Genomic DNA, 24164 nt, shown 5'->3' on the forward strand with positions numbered 1-24164 from the left:
AAAGCGCTTCGGCGCTTTTTTATTATCATCTGATATTTATGCATGCAAACCACTGCACAAATATATACCTAAGCTTGTTTAAGTAATCACCTGGTCTCGGCCCTGGTTTTTTGCCTCGTAAAGCTTATCGTCGGCACGTTTTATTACGGCGTGTAAATTTTGGTCGGTATGTTTATCAAACTGAGCAATACCCATAGAAAAACTGATGCCATGTTTTTCTGGCAAACCATCGATAACTTTATTATTCCAGTCTGCTCGCAAACGCCTGAATACCAAGCTTGCTTCTGTTATTGAAGTGTTTGCCATGACTAACAGCCATTCTTCACCGCCGTATCGACCAAAACGATTTTGCTTACGCAGTGAGTTCAAACAAGTATCTGCAAAAGCTTTGAGTACATTGTCACCTAATTCATGCCCATATTGGTCATTCAATTTCTTAAAAAAATCGAGATCAATCAGTGCGATAGTTAAGGTCATATCGGTGTGTTTAGCTTCCAGAAATCGCTCTTGTGCAAACTGTAATATAGCCCGCCTATTTGGGCTGTTAGTTAAATCGTCGCGCAAAGCCATTCTTTTAAAACGATTACGGTTTTTTGTTTGGAATATCAGGAGAACAATAACAATAGTTAAAAAGGCTGAACCTAAGACAATTATCACTATCCACATATGCTGCTGACTTTGTTGCTCCTTAATCTTTAGTTGATTGACTTCATTCTCTTTTTGCAAAATTTGATTTTGATTTTCTTTTATTCGGGTTTCAAACTCAACTTTATGCCTTTGGGCTTGTTGGCTATTTTCTATTTCATATAACTTTCTTAACAGTCCAAAGTTCTCGTTTAACTTTTCATTTGCAGTTTTATAGTCTCCTTTTTTTTCGGCAACTTTGATAAGAAGTTCATTGTACGATAGACGGTAACTTTCAGAACTTCCAGACAACAAAAATTGTTCAGATTGTCGGATAATTTCTTCGGTTTTCGCTATGTTATCGCTACCTATGTAAGCTTCGCCCTGTGACAACATTACATAAGAAAGTGAATCAAGGTCACCCGCCTCTTCAAAAACTGGCTTAGCTTCCTTCAGCAAATCTAGCGCTTGTGTCCAGTTTTCTTTGTCAACAGCAATTTTGGCTAAACCGAACTCAGCCCAGGCAACGCCTATGGTATCGCCAATTTCTTTACTAATTGCGATTGCATCGACAAAATAACGCTCTGCAGGCTCATACTCGCCAAACTCAGCATAGGCGTTGGCAAGATTGTACAAAATTACCGACTTTCCAAATAAGTCGCCACCTTGCTCTACTAATTCAAGCGACGTCCTAAAGTAATTAACGGCAAGGTTTAAATCTCCCATTTCAGCAAATGCATTTGCGAGGGAACTTAAGACTTCAGATTGTGCGTTGATATCGCCAGCCTTTTCAAATTGTTCATATGCAATTTTGAGTGTTTTAACGGCGCCACCCAAATCGAGCGTATTGTTTTGGCTCAATCCTATTGCTTGGTATATTTCTCCTTTTGTGGCAGCGTCTTCAGTTTCTTCGGCTTTAGATAATAGAGGGGCGTATAAACTGGGTATCTTTTCAATATTGCCAGTCGCAAACTCAATATAAAGTTCAGACATCATTAGTCTGATGTTAATTAAAGGGTCATCTATTTTTTTAGCTAGGGGTGAGATCTGTTTGTATAGTTCTTCTGCTTTACCTATATTTTCTTGCGCCAGAAAGGCTTCTAATTTTAGGTTAGACGCGTATAAATAGGCAATATCCCAATTATTTATTTGACTATCTTGTAAGAGCAAAGTCGCGGTCTCTACAACGTTTATAGGGTCAAAACTGTTGCCATTGCGCAGTTGTTCTATATATGTGAGGGCTTCAGATTCTGTGCTAAATTCTTGTATATTTGCGTGTGCTAAATGACAGGCGAATAAGAGCATAGTTAAACTAACTAAAACGTTCTTAAAAATTCGCATAAATTAAGATGTCCAAAACACAATCAACAGATAAACATAGACCTTCCCAGTTATCGGCTATCCCCGTCGATACTTAATTGAAAAGGGAATTTACTCCAAGTAAAAAAATACTAATGTTTTTGTTTTAGATGGTTAATTTTTGGCGAATGTACCAGCTTGATACTCACTAAAAGCTTGATTGACTTCATCACGGGTATTCATCACAAATGGACCTCCTCTTGCAACCGGTTCGCCCAAAGGTTTACCGGCAATGAGCAAATATTTCGCATTATCAATGGCCGCAATTTTTACTAAATCACCATTTGTTAACACCGCAAGCTGTCCTTGAGAAATGATATCTGAGGCACCTGATAATATTACCGAACCTGCGTAAACGTATATGAAGGCGTTATGTCCCTCTGCTATTTTTTCGCTCAATATTGCGCCAGCTTTTTGCGATATAACCCAATAAATCGGGTCGACATAACTATTATCAATAACGCCAATTGTGCCGTTTTGTGTTTTGCCAGCAATGACTTTTATTTCAACATTTTCATTGTAGCTTTCTACAGGAATGTCCTTTTTGTTGTGTTCCTGATAATTTGGTTGTGACATTTTTTGCTCTGCTGGCAGGTTGACCCAAAGTTGAAAACCAGATAATAAGCCATTTTCTTGTAAGGGCATTTCAGAATGAATAATACCTCTACCAGCCGTCATCCATTGAACACCGCCCGATTCAATTACCCCAGAATTACCTGCACTATCTTCATGTTGCATTTTTCCATCTAGCATGTAAGTTACTGTTTCAAAGCCTCTGTGAGGATGTGGCGGAAATCCAGCAATATAATCTTGTGGTTTATCTGAATGAAAATGATCAAGTAACAAAAACGGGTCGAGCATATTAATGTAGGGAGAACCGATAATTCTAGTCAATTGAACACCAGCACCATCTGATGCTGGTATTCCCTTAAATACTCTTTCAACTTCGCGAGTGATGGCCATTGTCTCTACCTCTTACAATTTATTGGCGTTGATAAAACTAGATTAAGTCGTTTTTGGTTGCGTCGATGACTTTAACATCTGTTATACCTATAAATCTCATTACTTGTTTTAGATATTTAGTTGCTAAATCCATTTCACTTTCTATGGGTACGCCACCTGAAGCCATAACCAAATATGCAGTTTTATTCTGTAGTAAGCCTTCAGGGCCATTTTCTGTGTAGCGAAAAGTGAGTCGTGCTCTAGCGATTAAATCAATCCAAGCTTTTAGTACAGCCGGAACACTAAAATTATAAATGGGCGATGCAATAATGATTTTATCCGCATTCTGAAGTTCGTTAACTAGGCTATCTGAGAATGCTAGTGCTTGCTTTTGCTGATCGTTTCGTTGTTCAGGATCTGTAAAGTTTGCGTTTATCCATTGTTCGTCTATGAAAGGCAATCCTGACGCTAAATCCCGCTGCACAACGCTAACATTTGTTTCATCTTTTTTGAATTGATCAACTAATTTCTCTGAAACTTGTCGGGTTAATGAACCTTCTTTTCTGCCACTTGAATTGATATGAAGAATTTTATTAGTCATGTCTATTTCCTATTTAATAAGCTTTATGTCATCTGATTTCAAAATGTCCTTTGCGAACAAAGGCTGTCTTGAGCGAGATTACACTTGTTTTTTTCAATGCTTATAAGTTTATAGTTGCATAGAAAAAGATAAACAGGATAAAATTGAAATTATTGTTCTAATAAAAAGAACAATTAAGCATGTTATCTTGAGGAGAGATAATGAATCCATTCGAAGAAATGCAAACCTTTGTTCGAGTTGTAGAAGCCGGTAGCATTACTAAAGCGGCTGTGCAGCTAGATACTGTAAAATCGGCGGTTAGTCGGAGAATCGCTGAGTTAGAAAAAAGATTAGGAGTAAGCCTACTTACCAGAACGACCCGTACGCAAAGTTTAACCGAATCGGGTAAAAGTTATTATGAGCGTTGTATCAGAATAATAGATGATCTTGCTGAAATAGAGGCAAGTGTGAAAAATGAGCACTGCGCGCTAAGCGGACGCATTAAAATTGCAGCACCGCTTTCTTTTGGTTTAAAACATCTAGCGCCCGTGCTTAGGCTTTTTAATGAGCAGCATCCAGATGTTATATTTGAGGTGGATTTTAATGATCGCCAAATTGACATTGTGCAAGAAGGATTTGACCTCGCTATTCGAATTGCAAAATTGTCGGACTCAAGCTTAATTGCTCGCAAATTTTCGTCGGTTAGAGGCGTGGTTTGTGCTAGCCCTTCATATTTGAAAAAACATGGTGAACCGACAAATCCTGAACAATTGCAACAGGGTCACGTAAAATTACAATATAGTCTTTCTACCTCTGGCTGGGAGTTTTTTCAGGTAAATGGCGAAGCAATACAAGTTAAAATTCCGGAAGTACTTACCGCGAACAATGGTGATTATCTATGTCAAGAAGCGATTGCAGGAAGAGGTGTATTGCTGTCCCCCGACTTTATTTGTTATGAGGCTGTTAGGGCAGGAGAGTTAGTGCCAATTTTGTGTGATTATGTCAATAAAAAGCCGATAAATGCTTACGCGGTGTATCCGCAGACCAGGCACCTATCTCAGAGGGTTAGACGACTTGTTGATTTTTTAGCAGACTATTTTGGTGATACGCCTTATTGGAACTTGTACTAATTTATGCAAGCACAAGCAATGCACTAACAATAAATTGGCTCACTGGATTATAGTGTATAACTAGCTTATGCGAGTATTTCGTGTACAGTAAGGTATTGAATTTAACCTACTGAAAATTCATAATAAAATTACTAAATTTTGCTGGTAATGGAGCCATGTAGAAATGAAAAAGCCTTTATTAACCGTTTGTCTTTCGACTTTATTTTTCTTAAATGCCTGTTCTGAGGTACCTAAAGAAACTTCGCTAACGTCCAGCACTGAAACACTCACAAGCGATTTGCAACAGAGTTCGACCAACATGAGTGAAGCAGAAAAGCGTGTGCAAACAGCAGTAGACAATGCTGCTAAATGGCAACTGGCTCGCATGGACAACTTTGATACATACATTCCCACATTTTTACATCGTACTGTTGAGGAACGTGGTTGGGTGCAAGGCGCTTTTTATTTAGGCTTAGTGCGTTGGGCAATGACGACAAATAATCAAGAGTACCTTGGCTTTTTGCGGGACCACGGCGAGGCGCAAAATTGGCGCTTAGGAGACAGAACCTTTCATGCCGATGACCATGTAATTGCACAATACTATTTATATATTTACGACCAAGATCAAAACCCTAAAATTCTCGAACACAATTTGAGTGAGTTTGAAATCATATTAGATGAAAACCCTCAGATGTCGCTCGACTTTGGACCACGAGGTAAAATAGCTGATTTGGGTTACGATCACGACTGCCAAAAAAGATGGTGTTGGTCAGATGCATTGTTTATGTCACCACCTGTATGGGTGCATTTGAGTAACATAACGGGGGATGACAAATACGCGGCGTATTCACACAAAGAATATCAAGCTGTGACTGATTATTTGCTCGACCCTGAATACAATTTGTATTTTCGAGACAGCCGTTTTCTGGAGCGCAGAGAAAGCGATGGCACCAAAATATTTTGGAGCCGAGGCAACGGCTGGGTCTATTCAGGCTTGGCAAATATCATTGATATTATGGATAAAAATGATCCTCGTCGAGACTGGTATATTGATTTGTTCAAACGTATGTCGAGCAGTTTAAAAGACTTGCAGAACGACAGTGGATATTGGCCGGTTTCTTTGGCAGCAGGCCACCTTTACCCAACACCAGAAAGCAGCGGAACAGCATTTTTTGTTGCTGGTATGGCTTGGGGAATTAACAATAATATACTCGATGAAGCACTTTATTTACCTAGCGTTAAAAAGGGCTGGGATGCTTTGTTAAAAGCGCAAAAAGAAGACGGAATGCTTGGTTATGTGCAACAAGTAGGCTATGCGCCAGACAAGGTTTCGCCCGATGAAACTCAGCTTTATGGCGCGGGTGCATTTTTGCTTGCCGGCAGCGAAGTTTTAAAACTAGCGGATAAATTATAGTCCGTCGATACGTCAATGATAAAAATATCCTAAAAGGAAAAATGTATGCGACTTAGTCAAAATTTCACAGTGATCGAATTTATAAAGAGTCAAACAGCTTTGCGTCAAGGCTTAGACAATACGCCCGAAGATAAACACCTTGAATCAGCTAAGTTACTTTTTGAAAAAGTAGTACAACCTGTACGTGATGTTTTTGGCCCGACAACTATCAATAGTGGTTACCGAGGAAAAGCCTTAAACAAGGCAGTTGGTGGTAGCGCCACAAGTCAGCATTGTAAAGGGGAAGCGGCTGACATCGAAGTCCCTGGCGTTGCCAATGCAGTGGTAGCTGAATGGATCGAAGCCAATTGTGATTTTGACCAACTCATCTTAGAGTTTTATACGCCCGGCATACCTGACAGCGGCTGGGTGCATGTGTCTTATAAAGCAAGTGGTAACCGAAAAAAAGTAAATACCGCTATGAAAGAGAATGGCCGCACTGTTTATAAAAACGGTTTGATTGCTTGAGATTATGCATTGCCAAGTAAAGATGCGTACAACAAGCTGGATGGAATAGTGCATTAATTAATGCGTTTATTGCGCCTAATACTGCTAAGTTAGAATCAATATCGTTAAATAGTATGTTCGAAACATTAACACCAAATACACAGATAAATATGACCGATACTTTAGTTCGTAGGCCAAAAAGACTCATAATTATAGCCGTACTATTTTGTATAATAGGTGTTATAGCCCTCTATGATTTTTTGTTGCCCTTAATCTACTTTCAACAGATAAGCGTTAATTTAGCGTGGTTGTTGGTTCCGGTTGGGATTGGTTTATTTCTAGGTAAAGAAAGCGCGCTAATGTGGGCAAAAATATGGTGCATAATAGGCTATATTCTATTAGCTTCTATTGTTACTTTATTCTTTATGTACTCAGGCATGTTAAAAGTAGATCTATACGGAAAGAGTCACTACGGCGAGGACAATCTATTAATTGCATGTTTACTATGTTTGGCATATTTGGCGGCCGTCGCCTTGATACATTTTCAATTATATCACCCAAGAGTGACTGCATTTTTTCAAGCCAAACTAAACCCACATACCCGAGCGAGGCTTGAAAGATTAAGCAAACGTTCAACAAAATAACTTAAAAAGTGCAAATCGAGCGTCTTTGTAATTTATTGTTATGCAAAAAAGTTAAATAAATATGTAATATTTGTTAATTATTTGTGTCATCATCTGTAGCGAACACTTGATTACAATAAACATTTAAGGAGCAAATTAGTCATATGAAAAAAATTGATGCCATTATAAAACCACATAAACTTGATGATGTGAGAGTAGCGTTAAGCGAAGCCGGAATATCGGGTTTAACGGTAACTGAAGTGAAAGGCTTTGGGCGCCAAAAAGGGCACAGCGAAACATATCGTGGTGCGGAATACACAATTGATTTTCTACCAAAAATAAAACTAGAAATAGCATTACACGATGAACATGTTGAGCGTTGTATTGAGATTATCGTTGAGCATGCAAAAACAGGCAAAATTGGAGACGGTAAGATATTTGTCACTAATTTAGAGCGTGTAGTCCGCATTCGTACAGGCGAAGAGAACGAACAAGCGGTATAAGCCCACTCAAAAAGTAAATACATAACAACAACGTTCAAACACAACAACAATAGAGAATTAACATGGATACAGTAAACAGCGCCGTAGAGACTCTGGTGCAAAGTTCAAACACCTTTTTTTTACTAATTGGCGCCATTATGGTTTTTGCCATGCATGCCGGTTTTGCTTTTTTAGAAGTGGGTACAGTAAGGCATAAAAACCAAGTCAATGCGCTAGTTAAAATCATCACCGACTTTGCAATTTCGTGCATAGCGTATTTCTTCATAGGCTATTACATTGCCTATGACACCACATTTTTCAGCTCGGCCGCGGAGCTTTCAAGCAATAACGGCTACGAATTAGTGAAATTTTTCTTTCTAATGACCTTTGCCGCAGCTATACCGGCTATTATTTCCGGCGGTATTGCAGAGCGAGCTAAGTTTTATCCTTTCTTAATAGCATCTGCACTAATAGTCGCCTTTGTTTACCCATTTTTTGAAGGTATTGTTTGGAATGGAAACTACGGGGTGCAAGGCTGGTTAGAAAGTACCACCGGTGCTCCGTTTCATGACTTTGCGGGCTCGGTAGTAGTTCACGGTGTTGGCGGTTGGTTAGCCTTTGTCGGCGTGTATTTCTTGGGCTTAAGAGCGGGGCGTATTAAAGAAAATCGTTTAATTGCCTTCGCTCCTTCCAATATTCCATTCTTGGCTTTAGGAACATGGATTTTAAGTATTGGCTGGTTTGGTTTTAATGTGATGTCCGCACAAGCAATGGATGGGATCAGTGGTTTAGTTGCAATGAACTCGTTAATGGCCATGGTCGGCGGAATTATTGCTGCACTGTGGTTTGGTAAAAACGATCCTGGCTTTATTCATAATGGACCTTTAGCCGGGCTTGTTGCAGTTTGCGCGGGCTCTGACGTAATGCATCCTATTGGTAGTCTTGTTGTTGGTATTATTGCCGGTTTCATCTTTGTGAAGCTATTTACCATTATGCAACAAACCAAAAAAATTGATGATGTGTTAGGCGTATGGCCTTTGCACGGGGTTTGCGGTGCTTGGGGAGGACTAGCTACTGGGATTTTTGGTCTAGAAACACTAGGCGGCTTGGGTGGAGTATCATTTACCGCGCAACTAATAGGCACTGTTGCGGGCATTGTTGTTGCTTTAATTGGTGGCTTTTTGGTATACGGTATCGTTGGAAAACTGTCCACACTTCGACTCACTGAAGAAGAGGAATATCAAGGAGCTGATTTAAGTATTCACAAAATTGGCGCCGTTGGAAACGATTGAGCTAAACCATAATTTATCTGCAGATACTGTCTTTTAAGATGGTATCTGCAGTTTTTTGATTTAATTTGCAAGCCGCTTGGAAAAAACGGTATTTTCTACTTAAGATTTTTGGCTAAAACTCGCTCTACTGCTTCGTAGATTATACGAATATCTTCTTCGTAATAGAGTGCATTGTGCCCGGTGTCTTCAAGAGTTATAGATTCAACTTTTTTGTTAATGTCTTCAAAAGCTTCCACCATAAATTCAAACTGCTCATAAGGCACGATTTCGTCTTTGTTACCATGGATTAACAAAACGTCTGCTTTTATTTTATCTGCATGCAGAGCAGGTGAACGCGCTTTGAGCATATTTGCGTCGTTTATAGGGTGCCCAATACTGTCTTTGATAAATTTTTGCAGAATTTCAGAATCATATTTATCAAGATCATATTCTACTTGTTCAGGTAGGTGTGTAACGCCATTTACACTAATCGCGCATTTATATAGTTCAGGCGTTTTTACTACGCCCATTAGCGCCGCATATCCGCCATACGATGCTCCTACAATACAAACTTTGGAAGGATCAGCTAATTGTTCCTTCACTAAAAAAGCGACTGCATCTTCGAGATCTTCTTGCATTTTTGCGCCCCATTCTCGATATCCTGATTCTTGGAAAGCTTTTCCATAGCCAGATGAACCTCTAAAGTTTGGTTTTATCACTAGATATCCACGGGTGGCAATAAATTGAGTAAAGTCACTATAATTTAATGTATCTCTTGATTGTGGGCCTCCATGTGGCATAACTACTAATGGTAACGCCTTTGAACCATCGAATTCGGCAGGCGCATACAAGTAAGCATTGATCGCTTTTTTATCTCGAGTGACATATTGCACCTTAAATCCACTAGCAAGCTTTTTGCTTGGCAAGCTGGAATATGGGTAATTTAAAGTGCTCATTGAATCGTTTTTCATATCGTAGGTAAAATAGGTGACAGGGTTAACTGACCCCCACGATTTAATAATGGCATACGTATTGTTATCAGCAATACTACTAAAATTAAAATTCTCACCTTTAAAACTAGCAGCGGCCTTGTCGTAGATAGCTTGTCTGTTTTCGCTAAAATACTGCGATCGATATATGTCACTTAAGGTGGTATAGCCAATAACTTCATTGTCAAAACCAGACGTAATAACACTAACAATATCTTTATTCGGAAGCGATACTAAAACCTCTCGTTTGCCGTCCTCAACGGTTATTAATTCATGGTAACCGGTTTCTTCATTAAGCTTTCGGTAAACCAATTTGCCATCTTTAATGCCTGCTAAATCGGTCATCTCTACTTTGTTTTTATCGGTGTCTTCGTCATCGAAATAAATAGTATCAACCAATTCCCAATCATCTTCGGTTTTGTTATAGCTGAGTATTTCAATTGTTTTTGCGATTCGCTTGAAATCGTATCTAAAAAGTAAGTTACGTTTAGTATCGCGAGAGTAAGAATAAGTGAATCGCCCGCCAATCACGACCCTTTCAGAATCGCCATTAGTAACGTTAACCTTGTACAAAGTGAGCCTTTCACGAGAGTATGCTGCCATAAGGATATGATCAGGTTCATCGGGTAAATAATGGATAACATTGGCTAAGTTTCGGTTTCGTTTGACAGTTCTTTCGTCATTCATTAACTCTACCATGTCTTGACCATCTAATTGGGTCGAAACCATGCGACCAAACATATAGTAATCGTTAATATCAAAATCTTCTTTTGACTCTGCATCTTTCCTAACCTTGGAAGTATTAAAAGGTACTAATAACTTAACTAAAAGCCGTTTATTATTTGCCCAACTAACACTGTAAGGTCTAATAACTCGATCTCCGAATCGGGCAATGACTTTTGATTCTTTTATATCAAACACAATGACTGCGCGTTCGTCCCCGTTGTTCCAAACGGTGGCGATGTGTTTGCCATCGGGCGACATTTTTGCGGTGAGCATATCGGGTGGTGCGAGAAAGTCATCAACAGTTAACTCATTAGCTTGCAAAAACGGATGTGCTGAAAACAGAGTAATAGATAGAGTGATTAAAAGAGTAATAAACTTCAACGGTATGTCCTTATTTTTGTTGTTATTTATGCCTTAAATTAGTGCGCGTGAACGTTACTTAACCCAAGTAATTTCCATACTAGCATTATCTTGGCTACTGTAAATACTTATGTTTATTGTTAAATATGTGGAATGTTTGGGTGTCAGCTTATTTTGATAACACTGAGATATTGGCTCTTTTTCGAACCACATTTGGTATACAATTGTGTATAACCAAGCATTGAAGTTATGCTAAATATCAATAAAGAGAATAAAATGGCAAACAACGACAGCTATAAAAAAAGTAAAATTGGCGAGCATTCGCTCAAACCAGAAACCCTCATGATGTCTTATGGTTACAACCCTCAATTGTCAGAAGGTTCAGTCAAACCTCCGGTCTTTTTAACATCAACTTTTGCGTACCAAACCCCAGAAGAAGGTGAAGAATCTTTTCATATTATGGCGGGTCGCAAGCCTGCGCCAGAAGGCAATGTAGGCGGCCTAATTTATAGTCGTTTTAATCATCCCAATGTGGAAATTATTGAAGACCGACTCTCGCTATATGAAAAGTCTGAAAGTTCGGTGGTTTGCTCAAGTGGAATGGGCGCCATTAGTGCAATATTATTAGCTTATTTGCGTCCTGGAGATGTAATTGTACAGAGTGCTCCTTTGTATGGAGGGACAGAAACGTTAATCCGTAAGTTTCTGCCTCAGTTTAATATTCAAACTGGGGAATTCATTAACGGTTTAGATGAGTCTGAAATGTTAAGTTCACTTCGTGCTTCAACTAAGAAAGGACGAGTGGCAATGGTTTTTATTGAATCACCCGCAAACCCCACCAATTCTCTCGTCGATTTTGCAGCCTTAATGCGCGTGCTAGACATTATAGAAAAAGAAACCGGTCATCGCCCAATTAGTGTATGCGATAACACGCTGATGGGGCCTGTTTTTCAACAAGTGGTACCTCAAGGAATCGATATGGCAATGTATTCCTTGACAAAATATGTGGGTGGTCATAGCGACTTGGTTGCAGGTGCGGTGTGTGGTAGTCGAGAAATGTTACGCCCAGTGCGGGCAACACGTGGTGCCTTGGGACTAAATCTTGACCCTCACACTAGTTGGATGATTTCTCGCTCATTAGAGACCTTGAGTATACGTATGGAACGGGCGGCACAGAGTGGTAGAAAAGTTGCCCAATGGATTGCAGAAAATCCCTATAGGTCGGCAAAGCTACTCCATCCCGATTTTATTGAAGATCAAGAATATAAAAACGTTTACAAGCGACAGTGTTCTGGACCCAGTTCTACGTTCTCATTTGTATTGGATATTTCTAAAGCAGAAGCATTTCGTTTCATTAATAACTTGTCTATTTTTAAGTCTGCGGTGAGTTTAGGTGGCAGTGAAAGTTTAGTCTGTCACCCAGCAAGCACCACCCATTCTGGAGTAGCGGCTGAATTACGCGATCTTTTTGGTGTAAGCGATGGCTTGATTCGTTTGTCGATTGGCTTAGAACATCCAGATGACCTAATTATAGACCTAGAGCAAGCATTTAAGGCCACGTTTTAATACTGTGGATCTGAATTCGTTTTGAGAAACATTTTATGAAAATAGCCGCTAATTTTAATGAGCGAGTAGTAGTACATTACAATGACGTCACTTGGCTTAAGTCGCCAATGCCCGGTGTAGAAAGAAAACCACTCGACCGAGTTGGAGAAGAAATTGCGCGAGCAACGAGTATTGTTAAATATGCGCCGGGTAGTCGTTTTTCTCCACATATACATACAGGTGGTGAGGAATTTGTTGTTCTGGAGGGCGTTTTTCAAGATGAGCATGGTGACTTTCCGGTAGGTTCTTATATTCGCAATCCACCTGGTTCAAGCCATACTCCAAGATCTGATGATGGCTGTACGATATTTGTAAAACTATGGCAGTTCCAACCAGAAGATAGCGAACACTTGCGTGTGCAGATGGTTAACGCGAAAGCCTCACCTCTTGGCTCCAACGAGCATATCCAAGTGACCCCTCTGTACGAAGGCAAATTTGAAAAAGTGAGTCTGTTGCGCATGGATGCAAATACACGATTAGTAGTAAATGCTATAGGTGGAGCCGAATTATTGGTGATGGCGGGAGAGGCCACAGAGAAGGACGATACATTGGTCAAGCATAGCTGGTTAAGATGTCCTATCAATTCAGAGCTTACATTGCAAAGTGGTGCGAATGGAGCAAGCATTTGGTTAAAAACGGATCATTTGAAAGATGTCGATAAGCAAATAGCACGAGTCAGTCTTGCCGTTTAGTGATAATGTAAGTGAGCAAAGATAACTCGGAGATATTTAACTGAAACATAAACAAATGAAGACTTTGTCCAATAAACAAGCTATGCGTTATAGCCGACAAATACTGCTGCCAGACTTTGATCTAGAAAAACAAGAAAAACTCATTAATAGTAGCGCAATAATAATAGGCTTGGGTGGCTTAGGCTGTTCTGTGAGCCAATATCTTTGCGCGGCTGGCATTGGTAAACTAACTCTAGTTGATGACGATACTGTAGAGTTAACTAACCTTCAAAGACAAATATTGCACTTTGAGAAAGACTTAGGTTTAAGCAAAGTCGCTTCCGCTCAAGATACTTTGAACCATATCAATAGCCATACCGTTGTTCAAACACATATCGAACGTCTCAGCGAAAATAAACTCGTTGAGCTATTAAAAGAAAATGACATTCTGATTGATTGTTCAGATAATCTAAGCACGCGTAATAGTCTAAACAAACTTGCCTATAAAAGCCTAACGCCATTAGTGTCTGGTGCCGCTATTCGAATGGAAGGGCAGGTGTTTTGTGTTATACCTTCAGAAAGTTCATCCTGCTATGAATGTCTTAGTCGTTTTTTTGGTGAGCAAAATTTAAGCTGCAATGAGTCAGGAGTGATGTCTCCTGTTGTTGGGACCATCGGCTCTATGCAAGCAACAGAAGCGATAAAAATACTGACCCAATACGGACGCCCTGCCGTCAACATTCTCCAAGTATATGATGCAATGGAGTCAACTTGGTCTCGATTTAATGTGACACCTTTTGAAGCTTGTCAAGTGTGCGGTTCAAAGAGCGTCGTCTAGTTTTTCACAAGCCTGCGCTTGTACTTTATTTTCAAGATCTTTACAGGAAATCTTAGACATGGCTTGGTAGCATTGAAGAATTGGCATGTAATATTGCTTTTGGTCTAACTTTTGATGCATTTGATACAAACCATTGCATGCTTCTTTTGCAAGGCCATTTATCATTTGTTGCATTGCAGGCGGGATATTTTCGTCATTGCCAATTTGCTTTGATATACACATTTTTATATTGTCACACGCAGCCGTCGCCGCCTTTTTAAGTATCTCGTCGGCAAGTGCATTGTTGGGTGATATTAAGGAGCCAATCACTAATAGGCTCAGTGCAAACAAGGGTGCAAAAAAGGGTGCAAACAAGGGTGAACCACTCAAAAAATAGTGGTTAACATTAGGAATATGGCTATGATTCATTTGGTTCTCAATCGCAACATCTTTTAAAAAAATATCAACAAATGCTTACAAATACACTTTGCTATTATTTAAATAGTCATGCAAAAATACACTAAATATAACAACATAGCTTTTAATTTGTGCACCGTGGTGCAATACAACTAACGAATAAGGTATTTACATTGATTCAAAAACATATCGGATTTTTGCTAGTCATTATCGCAATTGGTTTATTTGTTCCAGGTATCTTGCTTACTATGTTTACATTAACAATGGAAATGGCGGTAGACGTGTCAGGCTCTTCATTCGCATCTGAATTAGTCAATAAAAACCTATCAATTATTACGACAGTTGAGGAACTATGGCAACAAGATAGGTTTTTAGTATCTATCCTTATTTTCGCGTTTTCAGTGTTAATTCCTATTTTTAAAACGGCGATAGTAACAGCCGTATATTTTATAAAACGACAAGACTTACAAATTAAGTTAATTAATTTTGTCGCTGTAATTGGCAAATGGTCTATGGCGGATGTTTTTGTTGTTGCGGTATTTCTTGCGGTTTTGTCAACTAATCATGCCCAAAGTGCTGAACAACAGCAATTAAGTTTTTTAGGAATGAAAATTGGATTTGAAATAAGTACACAAACCTTGTCTTTTGTCGGGCAAGGTTTTTACTTTTTTGTGGCTTATTGCATTTTGTCCCTGTTAGGGACACAGTTAATGTTTCATGGTTTAAAAGCCCAAGCAAACACAATTATAAAGAATAAATAACACTTTATATTTTGTTATGCGCTTGCACAAAGGCTACAAAATCGTCTGCAGGTAAAGGTTTTGACCAATAATAACCCTGCCCATAAGCGCAGCCTTTTTCTTTAAGTGCTGCTGCTGTTTCGGCATCTTCTACGCCTTCAGCCACATTCTCTAAATCCATTGCGTGACTCATCTTGATAATCGCATTCACAATATGTTCAAGTTGTGGGGTAGTTTTCATATGCCTGACAAACGACATATCAATCTTTAGGGTAGACGCGTTGAATTTAGATAGATAGTTTAGATTTGAGTAACCAGTGCCAAAATCGTCAATAGCAAAATACACGCCTTTTTGTACCATAATATGAATTTGTTTTTCAATAGTTTCAGTATCATCAATAAAAAGTGATTCAGTGATTTCTAATTCTAACAAACTTGGGTCTAAATGATTTTTCTGCAAAGCCCTAAACACATGGTTGGGTAAGTTACCTCGTTTAAATTGAACCGGTGACAGATTCACAGCAACGCTAATACCTTGCAGACCAAGTGCTTGCCATTTTGCGCACTCTGTACAAGCTTTCTCTAGGACCCAACGACCTATTTCGACAATTAGTCCAGACTCTTCAGCCACTGGGATAAACTCATATGGAGGTATTAGTGTATTGTCTTTTTTCCATCTGATGAGGGCTTCTGCGCCGACAATCCGATTATTACTCAATTCTACGATTGGTTGAAAATACAGCTCAAATTGTGATTCGTTTATCGCTGTTCTTAAATCGGAATTCATATTAATTCGGCGAGTAATAGATGCTTCCATCTCACTTTCATAAAAATAACAATTGTTTTGCTCATCGCGCCGAGCTTTATAAACGGCAAAACTTGATTTACGATTTAGCGCTTCATATGTTTTTCCGTCAAATGGGGCTACCGCTACACCGAGTGAACAATTGGATTCTAAATCGTACTCAGAAATTGAAACCGGAGCGATGGCTAAACGGATAGCTTGATGGCAAAAATCCTGCAACTTAGTATAGTCGTCTGCATGGGTAACAAAGGTAAACTCTATGCCTGAGGTTCTATAGACTGAAGTGAAATCATCTTGCAGGCTTTTGAATCGTTCGGCTAAGGATATGAGTACTTGTTCACCAAAACTGTGACCAAATGAAGAGTTAATCCAACTAATATTATTTACATGTAGAGTAACAAACCCAATGATAGAGGTATCTCTACGTTGTTCAATCAGTGTTTTTTTTAAGTCAATTTTGCATTTTTCGGCGTTGCCAAGACCGGTTACGTCGTCAAAAAGTATAAGTCTCTCTGCTTTTTGCTTAACTAATTCATAATTCTTTTTAGACTCTGACAGTTTTCTCATAAGACTTTTAAAATAGCCCGTAATTAAAACTATCCCAACACCGTAAACTGCGAGCAAAATAGACATTTCAGTGGCTTTTGCCCAACTTGAATTATTGGCAATAATCGTAGGCTCAATAATATTTTTGGATAGGGCATAAGCAAAAAAATAAAAGCTTGTCACCATATAGCATGACAAGGGAACGATCATGGCCCGGCCACCGAAAAAGGCAGCAAATATTAAAACACAGGGATAAAACAGCAAGACCGTATCATATAAACCATCGCCATAGAATGCTCTCGATGAAGTGAATATGACTACTGTCCATAGTGTCATTCCTGCAACAATGTTGTAGGTGTCGTTGGAAAGAAAACTTAAAAAGCTAGCTAACAATATTGCGGCAGCAATACCTTCAATCATCCATTTAGTATCATTTTGTATCCAGGCATTACTAGCCAAAGCAATAAACAATAATATGAACAAATAAACGATAGAGGAAACCTGCTTAACACGAGAAGATAAATCGTTCAGCGTCAATATAGTGGTGCCCATAGAGCCCCAAATTGATTGGTCCTTGTTAATCATGAATCGAATTGTTCTCGGTTAATTCACCCGCGAATTTTACTGATTCTTCAGGGTTATGATTTTTGACTTCTTTAACATCGTACATTGCCTTGTCAGCTAAATTTATAATCCTTTGTAAATCTTGACCATCATCAGGATAAAACGCCGCACCTACTGAGCTTCCAATAGTGACGTTTTCATTAAAGTTTCTTAAAAAATAGGGTTTTGATATTCTTGTTAGTAGTCGAATAATAAGAGATTTTGCTTCAGCTACGTTGGCATCTGTTAATAGTAATACAAATTCATCTCCTCCCCATCTGCCGCCAAAATCGTCTGGGCTGAGTGTTTTTTTAATTTTGTCAGCGACAAATACAAGGATTTCATCGCCAGAGTCATGTCCATACACATCATTTACTTGTTTAAACCAATTTAAGTCAATTAATGCTAAACAAAATGCTTGTTCTTCTTTGAGTAAATGAGCGATTCGTTTTTCTAGGCCTTGTCTATTAAGTAATTGGGTTAATTTGTCGAAATCGGCCTGATGAGCTAATGTTTCTAATTCTTTTTTACGCTTAGAGATATCGTGCAATGTGATTTGATGATATTCACGCAATTCTTCATTGACAATATTAGTTACGACAACTTGTACCCAAAAAGCCTCGGTACTTTTTTCGTTTAACAAGCGGTATTCACCTATTGCAATTTCGTCGTATGCAAACGATTCTTCAACAGCATTCATCAAGGCTTTTGGTTCACAGAAAATATTTTCTAATAAAGGACCATAGCTTTTCTTGAGCTGTAAACCTAGTTTATCAATAGTATGCTCAAATGCAGTGTTAAAAAGTAAGATGTCACCACGAGGCTCCATCAAGATAATCGGTGAAACAGAGTTTTCGAAAAGCATTCTAAATCGCTTTTCCAGGCCTTCAATCTCTTGCCTTAATTTTCTTTCTCGTTTGAACTGATTATCTGTTTTTTCTAGTAATACATTAACATCTTGCACTAATTCGCCAAGTTCACTCTTTTTATGAAAATAAGGAAAAGCCAATCTTTCACCGTCACCGGGTATGGTGTTGTGAAGCGCTTTAGCAATTTTGATAATTGGCTGAGTGATCAACAAAAATGCAACTACAATCGCAACAACGGTAACGACTAGAGCTTGTATAATCATTGCAATAGAATTTTCCATTGCGAGCTTTTTTGCTCGGTTTTCAATATAGCTTAGGTTCGGCGCTATTGTGACTAAACCAATGGATTTATCTGCTTCAAAAAGTGAGGAAATTGGAAATATTCGGGGCTCGTTAAATGGCTCGTTATTGCTGGTAACTTCCTCGCCTTCAAAGTTCATCTTTGCATTTAGCACAACAACATTGGTTGCAAGACCGTCGACTACTTCTTGAGCTAGGTCTTTTTCGGCTAAATAAGCCGCAGTACCTGCAGTTGCCTCAATAGTTTTATATAAATTAGTGATGCTCTGCTGGGCAATTTTTACTTCATGATTAAAGGTCAGTTGATAAAAAATTTGGGTCGATAAAAAGCCTATAGCGAGCGATGAAAATCCGATCACTATAGCTAGTCTTAATAACAGCCCGCTTTTATTCATCGAAACGATACACCACTTTTAGATCATCCGTGACATTGCTCTCGTGTATATATGCGATAGCAAACTCGTTTTCTTGTATAAACTTAATCGTTTCGTCCTGGCTGTCGGTCTCTAGCGGTGGTCGAGCACGACCCGAGAATTTCACCCTTGACCAATAAGCATTCACTCTTGCCAATGGCATACCGACTAAAAGTTTATAAAAAGTGGCTTTTGTTTCGCTACCGTCTGCTAGGTCAATAGGGATTGCTTTAGAACCATCAGGGAAAGCAACAAATTTACCCATATAAAGATCAATAACCTGAGTTTTCTTCAATATGCTGGTTGGATTATTCTTATTTACGACTAATACAAGATCTTCGCCTTTTACAGAGAAAGATAGCGTCAGTAGCATTATAAGCATTAGCCCAATTGACTTATTTAAACCCGCCATTAGTACAAGAAACTCACACTTGCAAACAAAGTATTGATGTTACCAGTGCGAAGGTCAGCAGGACTATTCGGCGTTGGCGGTTGCCAAAAGGTGCTCCCAGCGCTAGTAATTTGGGTGTGGTCGACTTGCAAAGTAAATGAGATGTTTTCTGCAAAATCCCAACGCCAACCAAGCGAGAATGTTTGTTGGTTACTCTTGTAGTAGTTAAGAACCAAACGCGTCGCTTCATAAATTTCCATGCCGCCTGGAATTTGCGCTAAGGCTATTTGGTTTGCACCAATATCACTTTCATCAAAGTTATCTGAACGACTCATCGCAATTGATGCAAAGTAGTTATGTTGTCCACGGTGAAATATTGTACTAACGTACCCTGTGGTGACTTTTTTAATAGATAAAGTGTCAGAACTGCTTGTGGTAATTTCAGACATCAAGGTAAGAGAATCAAGGCGATATTTACCGCTAACTGAGATATACGATGCCCATTTATTATTTAAGTCAACTTCATTAATAAGCGAGACTGCATTGGGCCAAATAAAATTGAAATTCGGCACAAACATATCAAAGGCAGTTATTGCCTCGACCAGTGGTGCCACATCGGGTGAATCAATTTTCATGATGGTGTGGTTCAGCGCTAAATCCCAGTCTAATGACTGCAGATCAAGAGCAATACCAAAAACATTATCGAAATCAGCCGAAACACTTTCTGTGTTACTAAAAGCATTTACAGTGGACTTGGTTTGTCCATGAAACACTTTTGCCGAAAATGTCTGCTCACCAAAAGGGCGGCTATAGGTTACATCAACTCCGTCAAGAAAACGATGAGGGAGCACTCCATAAACTTCAGCCGGTACATGAGCCCATTGATATGCATAATCAATATCTCGATATTCGGTCAATAAAAATAAATCAAAAGCTGTACGACCTACCCGAAAGGACCAAGATGCACTTGGTGAATATCTGGCAAAAAACAGGTTGACAGCATTGTCAAAACTCAGGTCATCTTGATCACGATATACTGCTTGTACCACCACATCAATTTCAGGATTGAAGATAAAGTCAAACTGGATGCCAAGCTTAGTTGACTCAGCAAAATCAAAATCACCTTTAAAAACGGCACTAGTTTTAGAGAAATCCGCTCGATAGCCAAATTCTTCTGAATCATTTAATGTTAAGCCGAGTGTACCAAATCCTGATACTTGAATATCAGGTTTAGCAAAAGTGATGTTGGATATCAATAATAGAAAAATGACATATTTAGTCATGCAAACCGAAACCTATAAATGAAATATTAACGTATATTTTCACTATAGGTTATCGACGAGGTAATGCCTTACATTAGCTCATTTACTGACAATGATTAGCAGACCCTACTCGTATTCACTCATGCAGATATTCCAAAGTTCTTGGTCGACACTTGTTGGGCGCGTTAAGTCACTATCTTTTTTAAAGCTATCTCTGATTTTGTCTATGGAACCAGATTCATTTAAATAAACATAAGCAGCCTTAAGTTTATCGACCACAGCAGAAGGCGTTGTTTTATTCAATGCTAAGTAATTTCCGCTTAAGTTTTCTGACGATATACGTGCTACAGGTTGCACAAAACCAACACTCAAATCGACATGCTCCAGTTGACTAGCGATGCTGGTAGCAGAGCCAATAATGAGATCAATTCTACCTACAACAAATGGTTTTAGAGCCCCGTATTTACCGCGATAGAGTATAAGGTTTTTATTTTCATCAAAACCAAGCTGTGACAATAAATCAATATAAGAGGCATCGCTTGACGTACCTAAAATGTAGTTTGATAAGTCTGTATTAGTGTTGATCGAAATGTCATCTCTTGAGGTCAATTTGTATACACAATTAATGCCAGAGACTAGCGGGCCGACCCACAAAAACTCGTCTTCGCGCTCTTCTTTGCGTGCAGTTGAAACAAGACCCGTGCTAGCAGTATTTTTAGTCATACGCATGGCTCTATTCCAAGGAAATAAGGCAAAATTACAATCAACACCAGCGTGTTCGCAAAGCGCTTTAACTATTTCGACATTAATTCCGGTAATATTCTCTTGTCTGGCATAATTATAGGGTGGAAAATGTTCAGTATGAATAGTCAATGCATGGGCAGGTTCTTGAGCGTTAACAAAAGCAATATTGCTCAACCATAGTATGCAGGCACTCGAAACAAAAATAGGAATGTTTTTTGTCAATTTCATAAAATAAAAACAACTATATTTGGCCATAAACTCAGTATTTTGAAAGGTTGAAATAAAACATTCGATAATATAATTGTATCGGCAATAGACCAATTTTCAATTTATATTTCTATGTTTTTTTAGTTTAATAGTGTTTAGGCTATTTTTCTAATACGAAGAATAAGCAGGTAAAATCGATGCATACGTAGATAGTGCCTATATCCGCAAGCTATAAAAAAGAAGTTAAAAAAAACGCCACGTATGCAGTGGCGTTATTCTTTTTTAATGCACGATTACTGCAAAGTTGCTGCTTCTAGTGTTTCGGTAATCACAGTATCAATAACATGTATTACACCATTCGTTGTGTAAATGTCTGTAGTTGTCACATTAGAGCCTTGGATTTGTAACGAAACTTGAGCTTGGTTCACTTTAAACCATACATCTCCAACGCCGTCACCATTTGCATCGCCAATGGCTGTGTCGTTAGCAAAGAAATATAAAGGACGACCTTGATATGCTGCTTGCATTGCGCCGTCGCCACGCTCAATTGTGCTCAATCCTGGCACGCCACTCACCATATCATCTGTAACCAGAACAGGAGGCCAATTAGCTGCACATCCGTCGTTACAGTTGGAGCCAGCTGAACCTAAGTCATTATTGAAAACATAAACAGTAAAGCCAGGATTTGAAGAACCCATGCCACCTACTAACATTTCGTTTTCTGCATCATAAGCGACTTCTGCATTTTCATCGTTAACAGATTTAGTAAAATTGACTAAGTTCACTGTTACATCGTTCTCTGCAACAGTGTCAACGCTACCGCCATTCGCGGCGTATGCTTGAACTGCGGTAACTTCGCCAGCAACGACGTGTTGCAATAACACAGTCGACAAAGCGTCGGTATCCAATAGTAAGCCATCTAACGCAGTGTCTTCGATTTTATCAAAAGCAGCGTTAGTTGGAGCAAAAACAGTAAAGGTAGCCTCTTCGTTGGCTAGAGTATCGACCAAATCGGCAGCTTGCAGGGCTGCAACTAGAGTTGAGAAATTATCATCGGCTAATGCTGTTTCTGCAATATTTAGTGTCGGTTCACCGCGCATGCTAGGCGGCAAAATAACCTGATCGATCACGTGTATTACACCGTTGTTAGCAACTACATCTGTTGAGGATACCGCAGATGCGTTTACAAAAAGTGTCGAATCAGTGAAGCTTAAAGCAGCGTCTTGCATATTAGCCATTTCGACAAGATTATCGTCTGACTGTGCTAAAGTAACCGCCGCATCCTGCAATACTGCAGACCCTGATACCACGTGATATAGCAGTATATCACTTAGTGTGTCTGTATCATTTAGTAAGGCATCGATAGTGTCTTGGCCAAGTAGTGCAAATGCTGCATCGCTTGGTGCGAAAACAGTAAATTGTGTGCCACTTTCATCGGCAAGCGTCTCATCTAACCCGGTAGCTTGTAAAGCCGCTACTAAGGTTGTAAAGCTATCGTTTTGAGAAGCAACTTCAACAATATTTTCACCTGCAGGGGGCACATCCACGTCTGCTACTACTACCATGTCGATTACATGTATCACACCATTAGACGCATACACATCTGGCGTAGTTACGTTGGCGCCTCCAAATGTAATTCGATCGTTATTTGTATTGATGCCTACTGGGATTTCAGCGCCCGATGCAGTAGCCGCGTTCATACCTGCGAGTGTATATGCTGTAATCGAATCTATAGTAGCATCTGGGACAACGTGCTGTAGTAAAATAGCTTCAAGCACTTCAGGATTTTCGCCTAAAGAAGTTAACACATCATCTCCGAGCATTTCAAAAGCAGCGTCGGTTGGTGCGAAGACGGTAAACTCAGCATCAGGGTTAGACAAAGTATCAACTAGGCCCGCTGAGGTCAGTAAGCTCGCCAGCGTCGTGAAGTTGCCTGCAGCAACAGCCGTTTCAACAATGTTGGCAGTTGGATCACCACGCTCGGCTGGCACAGTTAGCACTGCATCAATAGCATGAATAATACCGTTGCTAGCTTGGATGTTAGTAAAGGTTACTGAAACTCCATTTATTAGCAAAGAATCGCCTACTAAGGAAATAGCGATATCTGCGCCATTTACTGTCGTTACAGCTGAGCCAGCAGCAGCGATTGCTGCATCGGCATCAACTGCTCCGGGCAAGACATGGTAAGTTAAAATACTAGAAAGGGTATCTGTGTCGTTTAATAAAGCCGTTAATGTATTTCCACCCAAAGCTGCAAAAGCCTCATCGGTGGGAGCAAATACTGTAAAAGTTTGTGAAGTATCTGACAAGGTAACATCTAGGCCGGTGGCTTCAAGCACAGCAACTAAGGTGCTAAAGCCGGCATTGCTCTGTGCAATCCCAACAATTGTGTCGTTGCTTTCAGTGACAGGTGGTTCTTGTACTTCTACTTCATCATCGTTATCACTGCCGCAACCCTGCAGGACAATCAATGAAAACGCTATTGCTATTATTTTCATGCTAAATTTCATGTGATGTAACTCCGAAATGGTAATAAAATATTAGAATAATTCTTACCAATCGATTTACGCCCTGTTTTTTCCGCGAGATCAGCTAACAAATATTAAAAAAAATTTAGGTAGCGATAGCTAGTCCAAAGCCCTTTAAAAATAAAGTAATTAGGGATTATTACAATTTTTTAACTTTTTTATAAAATGTACACTTGTAGCAAATGAAATTGTCAAGCAATCACTTGCAATAAGCTCTTTTGGAAAAAAGCGAAGGTGTTCTTTCCAATTAAGCGAATTGTTTCTCTATACAATGCACCGAA

General features: G+C 39.3%; 21 protein-coding genes. 10 read left to right on the forward strand and 11 right to left on the reverse strand.

The genetic code is table 11. From position 1 onward, the window contains the following. Window positions 1–78: 78 nt before the first annotated feature. From RM552_RS10575 to RM552_RS10585, 3 genes are all read right to left on the reverse strand, one after another. The gene (locus RM552_RS10575) at window positions 79–1965 is read right to left on the reverse strand and encodes a tetratricopeptide repeat-containing diguanylate cyclase (RefSeq protein WP_311368800.1); all 1887 of its coding nucleotides are present in this window, start codon (window positions 1963–1965) and stop codon (window positions 79–81) included. A 132-nt stretch (window positions 1966–2097) separates the two neighbouring features. Further along, a complete protein-coding gene (locus tag RM552_RS10580) occupies window positions 2098–2946 on the reverse strand; it encodes a pirin family protein (RefSeq protein ID WP_311368801.1) in 849 nt (282 codons plus the stop codon). 37 nt (window positions 2947–2983) lie between these two features. Next, complete coding sequence (locus tag RM552_RS10585; protein WP_311368802.1) at window positions 2984–3526, reverse strand: FMN-dependent NADH-azoreductase; 543 nt, start codon at window positions 3524–3526, stop codon at window positions 2984–2986. Window positions 3527–3726: 200 nt separating this feature from the next. Here RM552_RS10585 and RM552_RS10590 point away from each other — a divergent pair, with 200 nt between their 5' ends. The 6 genes from RM552_RS10590 (at window position 3727) to RM552_RS10615 (ending at window position 8911) form a co-directional block, all read left to right on the forward strand. Next, complete coding sequence (locus RM552_RS10590) at window positions 3727–4635, forward strand: LysR family transcriptional regulator (RefSeq protein WP_311368803.1); 909 nt, start codon at window positions 3727–3729, stop codon at window positions 4633–4635. Between the two features lie 163 nt (window positions 4636–4798). Beyond that, on the forward strand, window positions 4799–6028 hold the full coding sequence (locus RM552_RS10595) for a glycoside hydrolase family 88/105 protein (protein ID WP_311368804.1): 1230 nt from the start codon (window positions 4799–4801) through the stop codon (window positions 6026–6028). A gap of 45 nt (window positions 6029–6073) precedes the next feature. Further along, window positions 6074–6535, forward strand: coding sequence for a D-Ala-D-Ala carboxypeptidase family metallohydrolase (locus RM552_RS10600; RefSeq protein WP_311368805.1), 462 nt, complete (start codon window positions 6074–6076; stop codon window positions 6533–6535). A 149-nt stretch (window positions 6536–6684) separates the two neighbouring features. Then, on the forward strand, window positions 6685–7158 hold the full coding sequence (locus tag RM552_RS10605; RefSeq protein ID WP_311368806.1) for a hypothetical protein: 474 nt from the start codon (window positions 6685–6687) through the stop codon (window positions 7156–7158). A 143-nt stretch (window positions 7159–7301) separates the two neighbouring features. After that, on the forward strand, window positions 7302–7640 hold the full coding sequence (locus RM552_RS10610) for a P-II family nitrogen regulator (protein ID WP_311368807.1): 339 nt from the start codon (window positions 7302–7304) through the stop codon (window positions 7638–7640). 62 nt (window positions 7641–7702) lie between these two features. Next, on the forward strand, window positions 7703–8911 hold the full coding sequence (locus RM552_RS10615) for an ammonium transporter (protein ID WP_311368808.1): 1209 nt from the start codon (window positions 7703–7705) through the stop codon (window positions 8909–8911). Window positions 8912–9006: 95 nt separating this feature from the next. On the opposite strand, the gene RM552_RS10620 is transcribed toward RM552_RS10615, so the two are convergent. Further along, complete coding sequence (locus RM552_RS10620; protein ID WP_311368809.1) at window positions 9007–10986, reverse strand: alpha/beta hydrolase family protein; 1980 nt, start codon at window positions 10984–10986, stop codon at window positions 9007–9009. Between the two features lie 255 nt (window positions 10987–11241). Between RM552_RS10620 and RM552_RS10625 the strand changes: the two genes are divergently transcribed. The 3 genes from RM552_RS10625 to moeB are packed head-to-tail and all read left to right on the forward strand — an operon-like array spanning window position 11242 to window position 14079. Beyond that, window positions 11242–12531 (forward strand): cystathionine gamma-synthase family protein, encoded by a 1290-nt coding sequence (locus RM552_RS10625; RefSeq protein WP_311368810.1) that lies wholly within the window; start codon window positions 11242–11244, stop codon window positions 12529–12531. Between the two features lie 35 nt (window positions 12532–12566). Further along, window positions 12567–13262 (forward strand): cupin domain-containing protein, encoded by a 696-nt coding sequence (locus RM552_RS10630; protein WP_311368811.1) that lies wholly within the window; start codon window positions 12567–12569, stop codon window positions 13260–13262. Window positions 13263–13317: 55 nt separating this feature from the next. Next, window positions 13318–14079, forward strand: a complete 762-nt coding sequence (gene moeB, locus RM552_RS10635) for a molybdopterin-synthase adenylyltransferase MoeB (RefSeq protein ID WP_311368812.1) — start codon at window positions 13318–13320, stop codon at window positions 14077–14079. Here moeB and RM552_RS10640 read toward each other — a convergent pair. Beyond that, window positions 14062–14487 carry a hypothetical protein gene (locus RM552_RS10640; RefSeq protein ID WP_311368813.1) on the reverse strand — a complete coding sequence of 142 codons (426 nt, stop codon included), beginning with the start codon at window positions 14485–14487 and terminating at the stop codon, window positions 14062–14064. The genes moeB and RM552_RS10640 overlap by 18 nt on opposite strands. Before the next feature lie 161 nt (window positions 14488–14648). On the opposite strand from RM552_RS10640, the gene RM552_RS10645 reads away from it, so the two are divergent. Beyond that, on the forward strand, window positions 14649–15236 hold the full coding sequence (locus RM552_RS10645; RefSeq protein WP_311368814.1) for a paraquat-inducible protein A: 588 nt from the start codon (window positions 14649–14651) through the stop codon (window positions 15234–15236). Between the two features lie 4 nt (window positions 15237–15240). Here the strand turns inward: RM552_RS10645 and RM552_RS10650 are convergent, their stop codons facing one another. The 6 genes from RM552_RS10650 to RM552_RS10675 all read right to left on the reverse strand — a co-directional run bounded on the left by RM552_RS10650 (window position 15241) and on the right by RM552_RS10675 (window position 23865). Further along, a complete protein-coding gene (locus tag RM552_RS10650; protein ID WP_311368815.1) occupies window positions 15241–17151 on the reverse strand; it encodes a putative bifunctional diguanylate cyclase/phosphodiesterase in 1911 nt (636 codons plus the stop codon). Beyond that, complete coding sequence (locus RM552_RS10655; protein WP_311368816.1) at window positions 17144–18733, reverse strand: sensor domain-containing diguanylate cyclase; 1590 nt, start codon at window positions 18731–18733, stop codon at window positions 17144–17146. Before RM552_RS10655 ends, RM552_RS10650 begins: the two co-directional genes overlap by 8 nt. Beyond that, a complete protein-coding gene (locus RM552_RS10660) occupies window positions 18726–19124 on the reverse strand; it encodes a type 2 periplasmic-binding domain-containing protein (protein ID WP_311368817.1) in 399 nt (132 codons plus the stop codon). The genes RM552_RS10655 and RM552_RS10660 overlap by 8 nt, the downstream gene beginning before the upstream one ends. Window positions 19125–19162: 38 nt before the next feature. Further along, window positions 19163–20425 carry a hypothetical protein gene (locus tag RM552_RS10665; protein ID WP_311368818.1) on the reverse strand — a complete coding sequence of 421 codons (1263 nt, stop codon included), beginning with the start codon at window positions 20423–20425 and terminating at the stop codon, window positions 19163–19165. Window positions 20426–20530: 105 nt separating this feature from the next. Beyond that, window positions 20531–21376, reverse strand: coding sequence for a substrate-binding periplasmic protein (locus RM552_RS10670; protein WP_311368819.1), 846 nt, complete (start codon window positions 21374–21376; stop codon window positions 20531–20533). Between the two features lie 272 nt (window positions 21377–21648). After that, window positions 21649–23865: a fasciclin domain-containing protein gene (locus RM552_RS10675; protein ID WP_311368820.1), complete on the reverse strand. Its 2217-nt coding sequence runs from the start codon at window positions 23863–23865 to the stop codon at window positions 21649–21651. Window positions 23866–24164 lie beyond the last annotated feature (299 nt).

This window comes from Glaciecola petra, assembly GCF_031846345.1.
Lineage (GTDB): Bacteria > Pseudomonadota > Gammaproteobacteria > Enterobacterales > Alteromonadaceae > Glaciecola > Glaciecola petra.

Bases quoted from the DNA above. Each gene is read 5' to 3' on its own strand.
- RM552_RS10575 (WP_311368800.1), bottom strand. From the start codon at position 1,965: ATGCGAATTTTTAAGAACGTTTTAGTTAGTTTAACTATGCTCTTATTC.
- RM552_RS10580 (WP_311368801.1), bottom strand. From the start codon at position 2,946: ATGGCCATCACTCGCGAAGTTGAAAGAGTATTTAAGGGAATACCAGCA.
- RM552_RS10585 (WP_311368802.1), bottom strand. From the start codon at position 3,526: ATGACTAATAAAATTCTTCATATCAATTCAAGTGGCAGAAAAGAAGGT.
- RM552_RS10590 (WP_311368803.1), top strand. From the start codon at position 3,727: ATGAATCCATTCGAAGAAATGCAAACCTTTGTTCGAGTTGTAGAAGCC.
- RM552_RS10595 (WP_311368804.1), top strand. From the start codon at position 4,799: ATGAAAAAGCCTTTATTAACCGTTTGTCTTTCGACTTTATTTTTCTTA.
- RM552_RS10600 (WP_311368805.1), top strand. From the start codon at position 6,074: ATGCGACTTAGTCAAAATTTCACAGTGATCGAATTTATAAAGAGTCAA.
- RM552_RS10605 (WP_311368806.1), top strand. From the start codon at position 6,685: ATGACCGATACTTTAGTTCGTAGGCCAAAAAGACTCATAATTATAGCC.
- RM552_RS10610 (WP_311368807.1), top strand. From the start codon at position 7,302: ATGAAAAAAATTGATGCCATTATAAAACCACATAAACTTGATGATGTG.
- RM552_RS10615 (WP_311368808.1), top strand. From the start codon at position 7,703: ATGGATACAGTAAACAGCGCCGTAGAGACTCTGGTGCAAAGTTCAAAC.
- RM552_RS10625 (WP_311368810.1), top strand. From the start codon at position 11,242: ATGGCAAACAACGACAGCTATAAAAAAAGTAAAATTGGCGAGCATTCG.
- RM552_RS10630 (WP_311368811.1), top strand. From the start codon at position 12,567: ATGAAAATAGCCGCTAATTTTAATGAGCGAGTAGTAGTACATTACAAT.
- moeB (WP_311368812.1), top strand. From the start codon at position 13,318: ATGAAGACTTTGTCCAATAAACAAGCTATGCGTTATAGCCGACAAATA.
- RM552_RS10640 (WP_311368813.1), bottom strand. From the start codon at position 14,487: ATGAATCATAGCCATATTCCTAATGTTAACCACTATTTTTTGAGTGGT.
- RM552_RS10650 (WP_311368815.1), bottom strand. From the start codon at position 17,151: ATGATTAACAAGGACCAATCAATTTGGGGCTCTATGGGCACCACTATA.
- RM552_RS10655 (WP_311368816.1), bottom strand. From the start codon at position 18,733: ATGAATAAAAGCGGGCTGTTATTAAGACTAGCTATAGTGATCGGATTT.
- RM552_RS10660 (WP_311368817.1), bottom strand. From the start codon at position 19,124: ATGCTACTGACGCTATCTTTCTCTGTAAAAGGCGAAGATCTTGTATTA.
- RM552_RS10665 (WP_311368818.1), bottom strand. From the start codon at position 20,425: ATGACTAAATATGTCATTTTTCTATTATTGATATCCAACATCACTTTT.
- RM552_RS10670 (WP_311368819.1), bottom strand. From the start codon at position 21,376: ATGAAATTGACAAAAAACATTCCTATTTTTGTTTCGAGTGCCTGCATA.
- RM552_RS10675 (WP_311368820.1), bottom strand. From the start codon at position 23,865: ATGAAATTTAGCATGAAAATAATAGCAATAGCGTTTTCATTGATTGTC.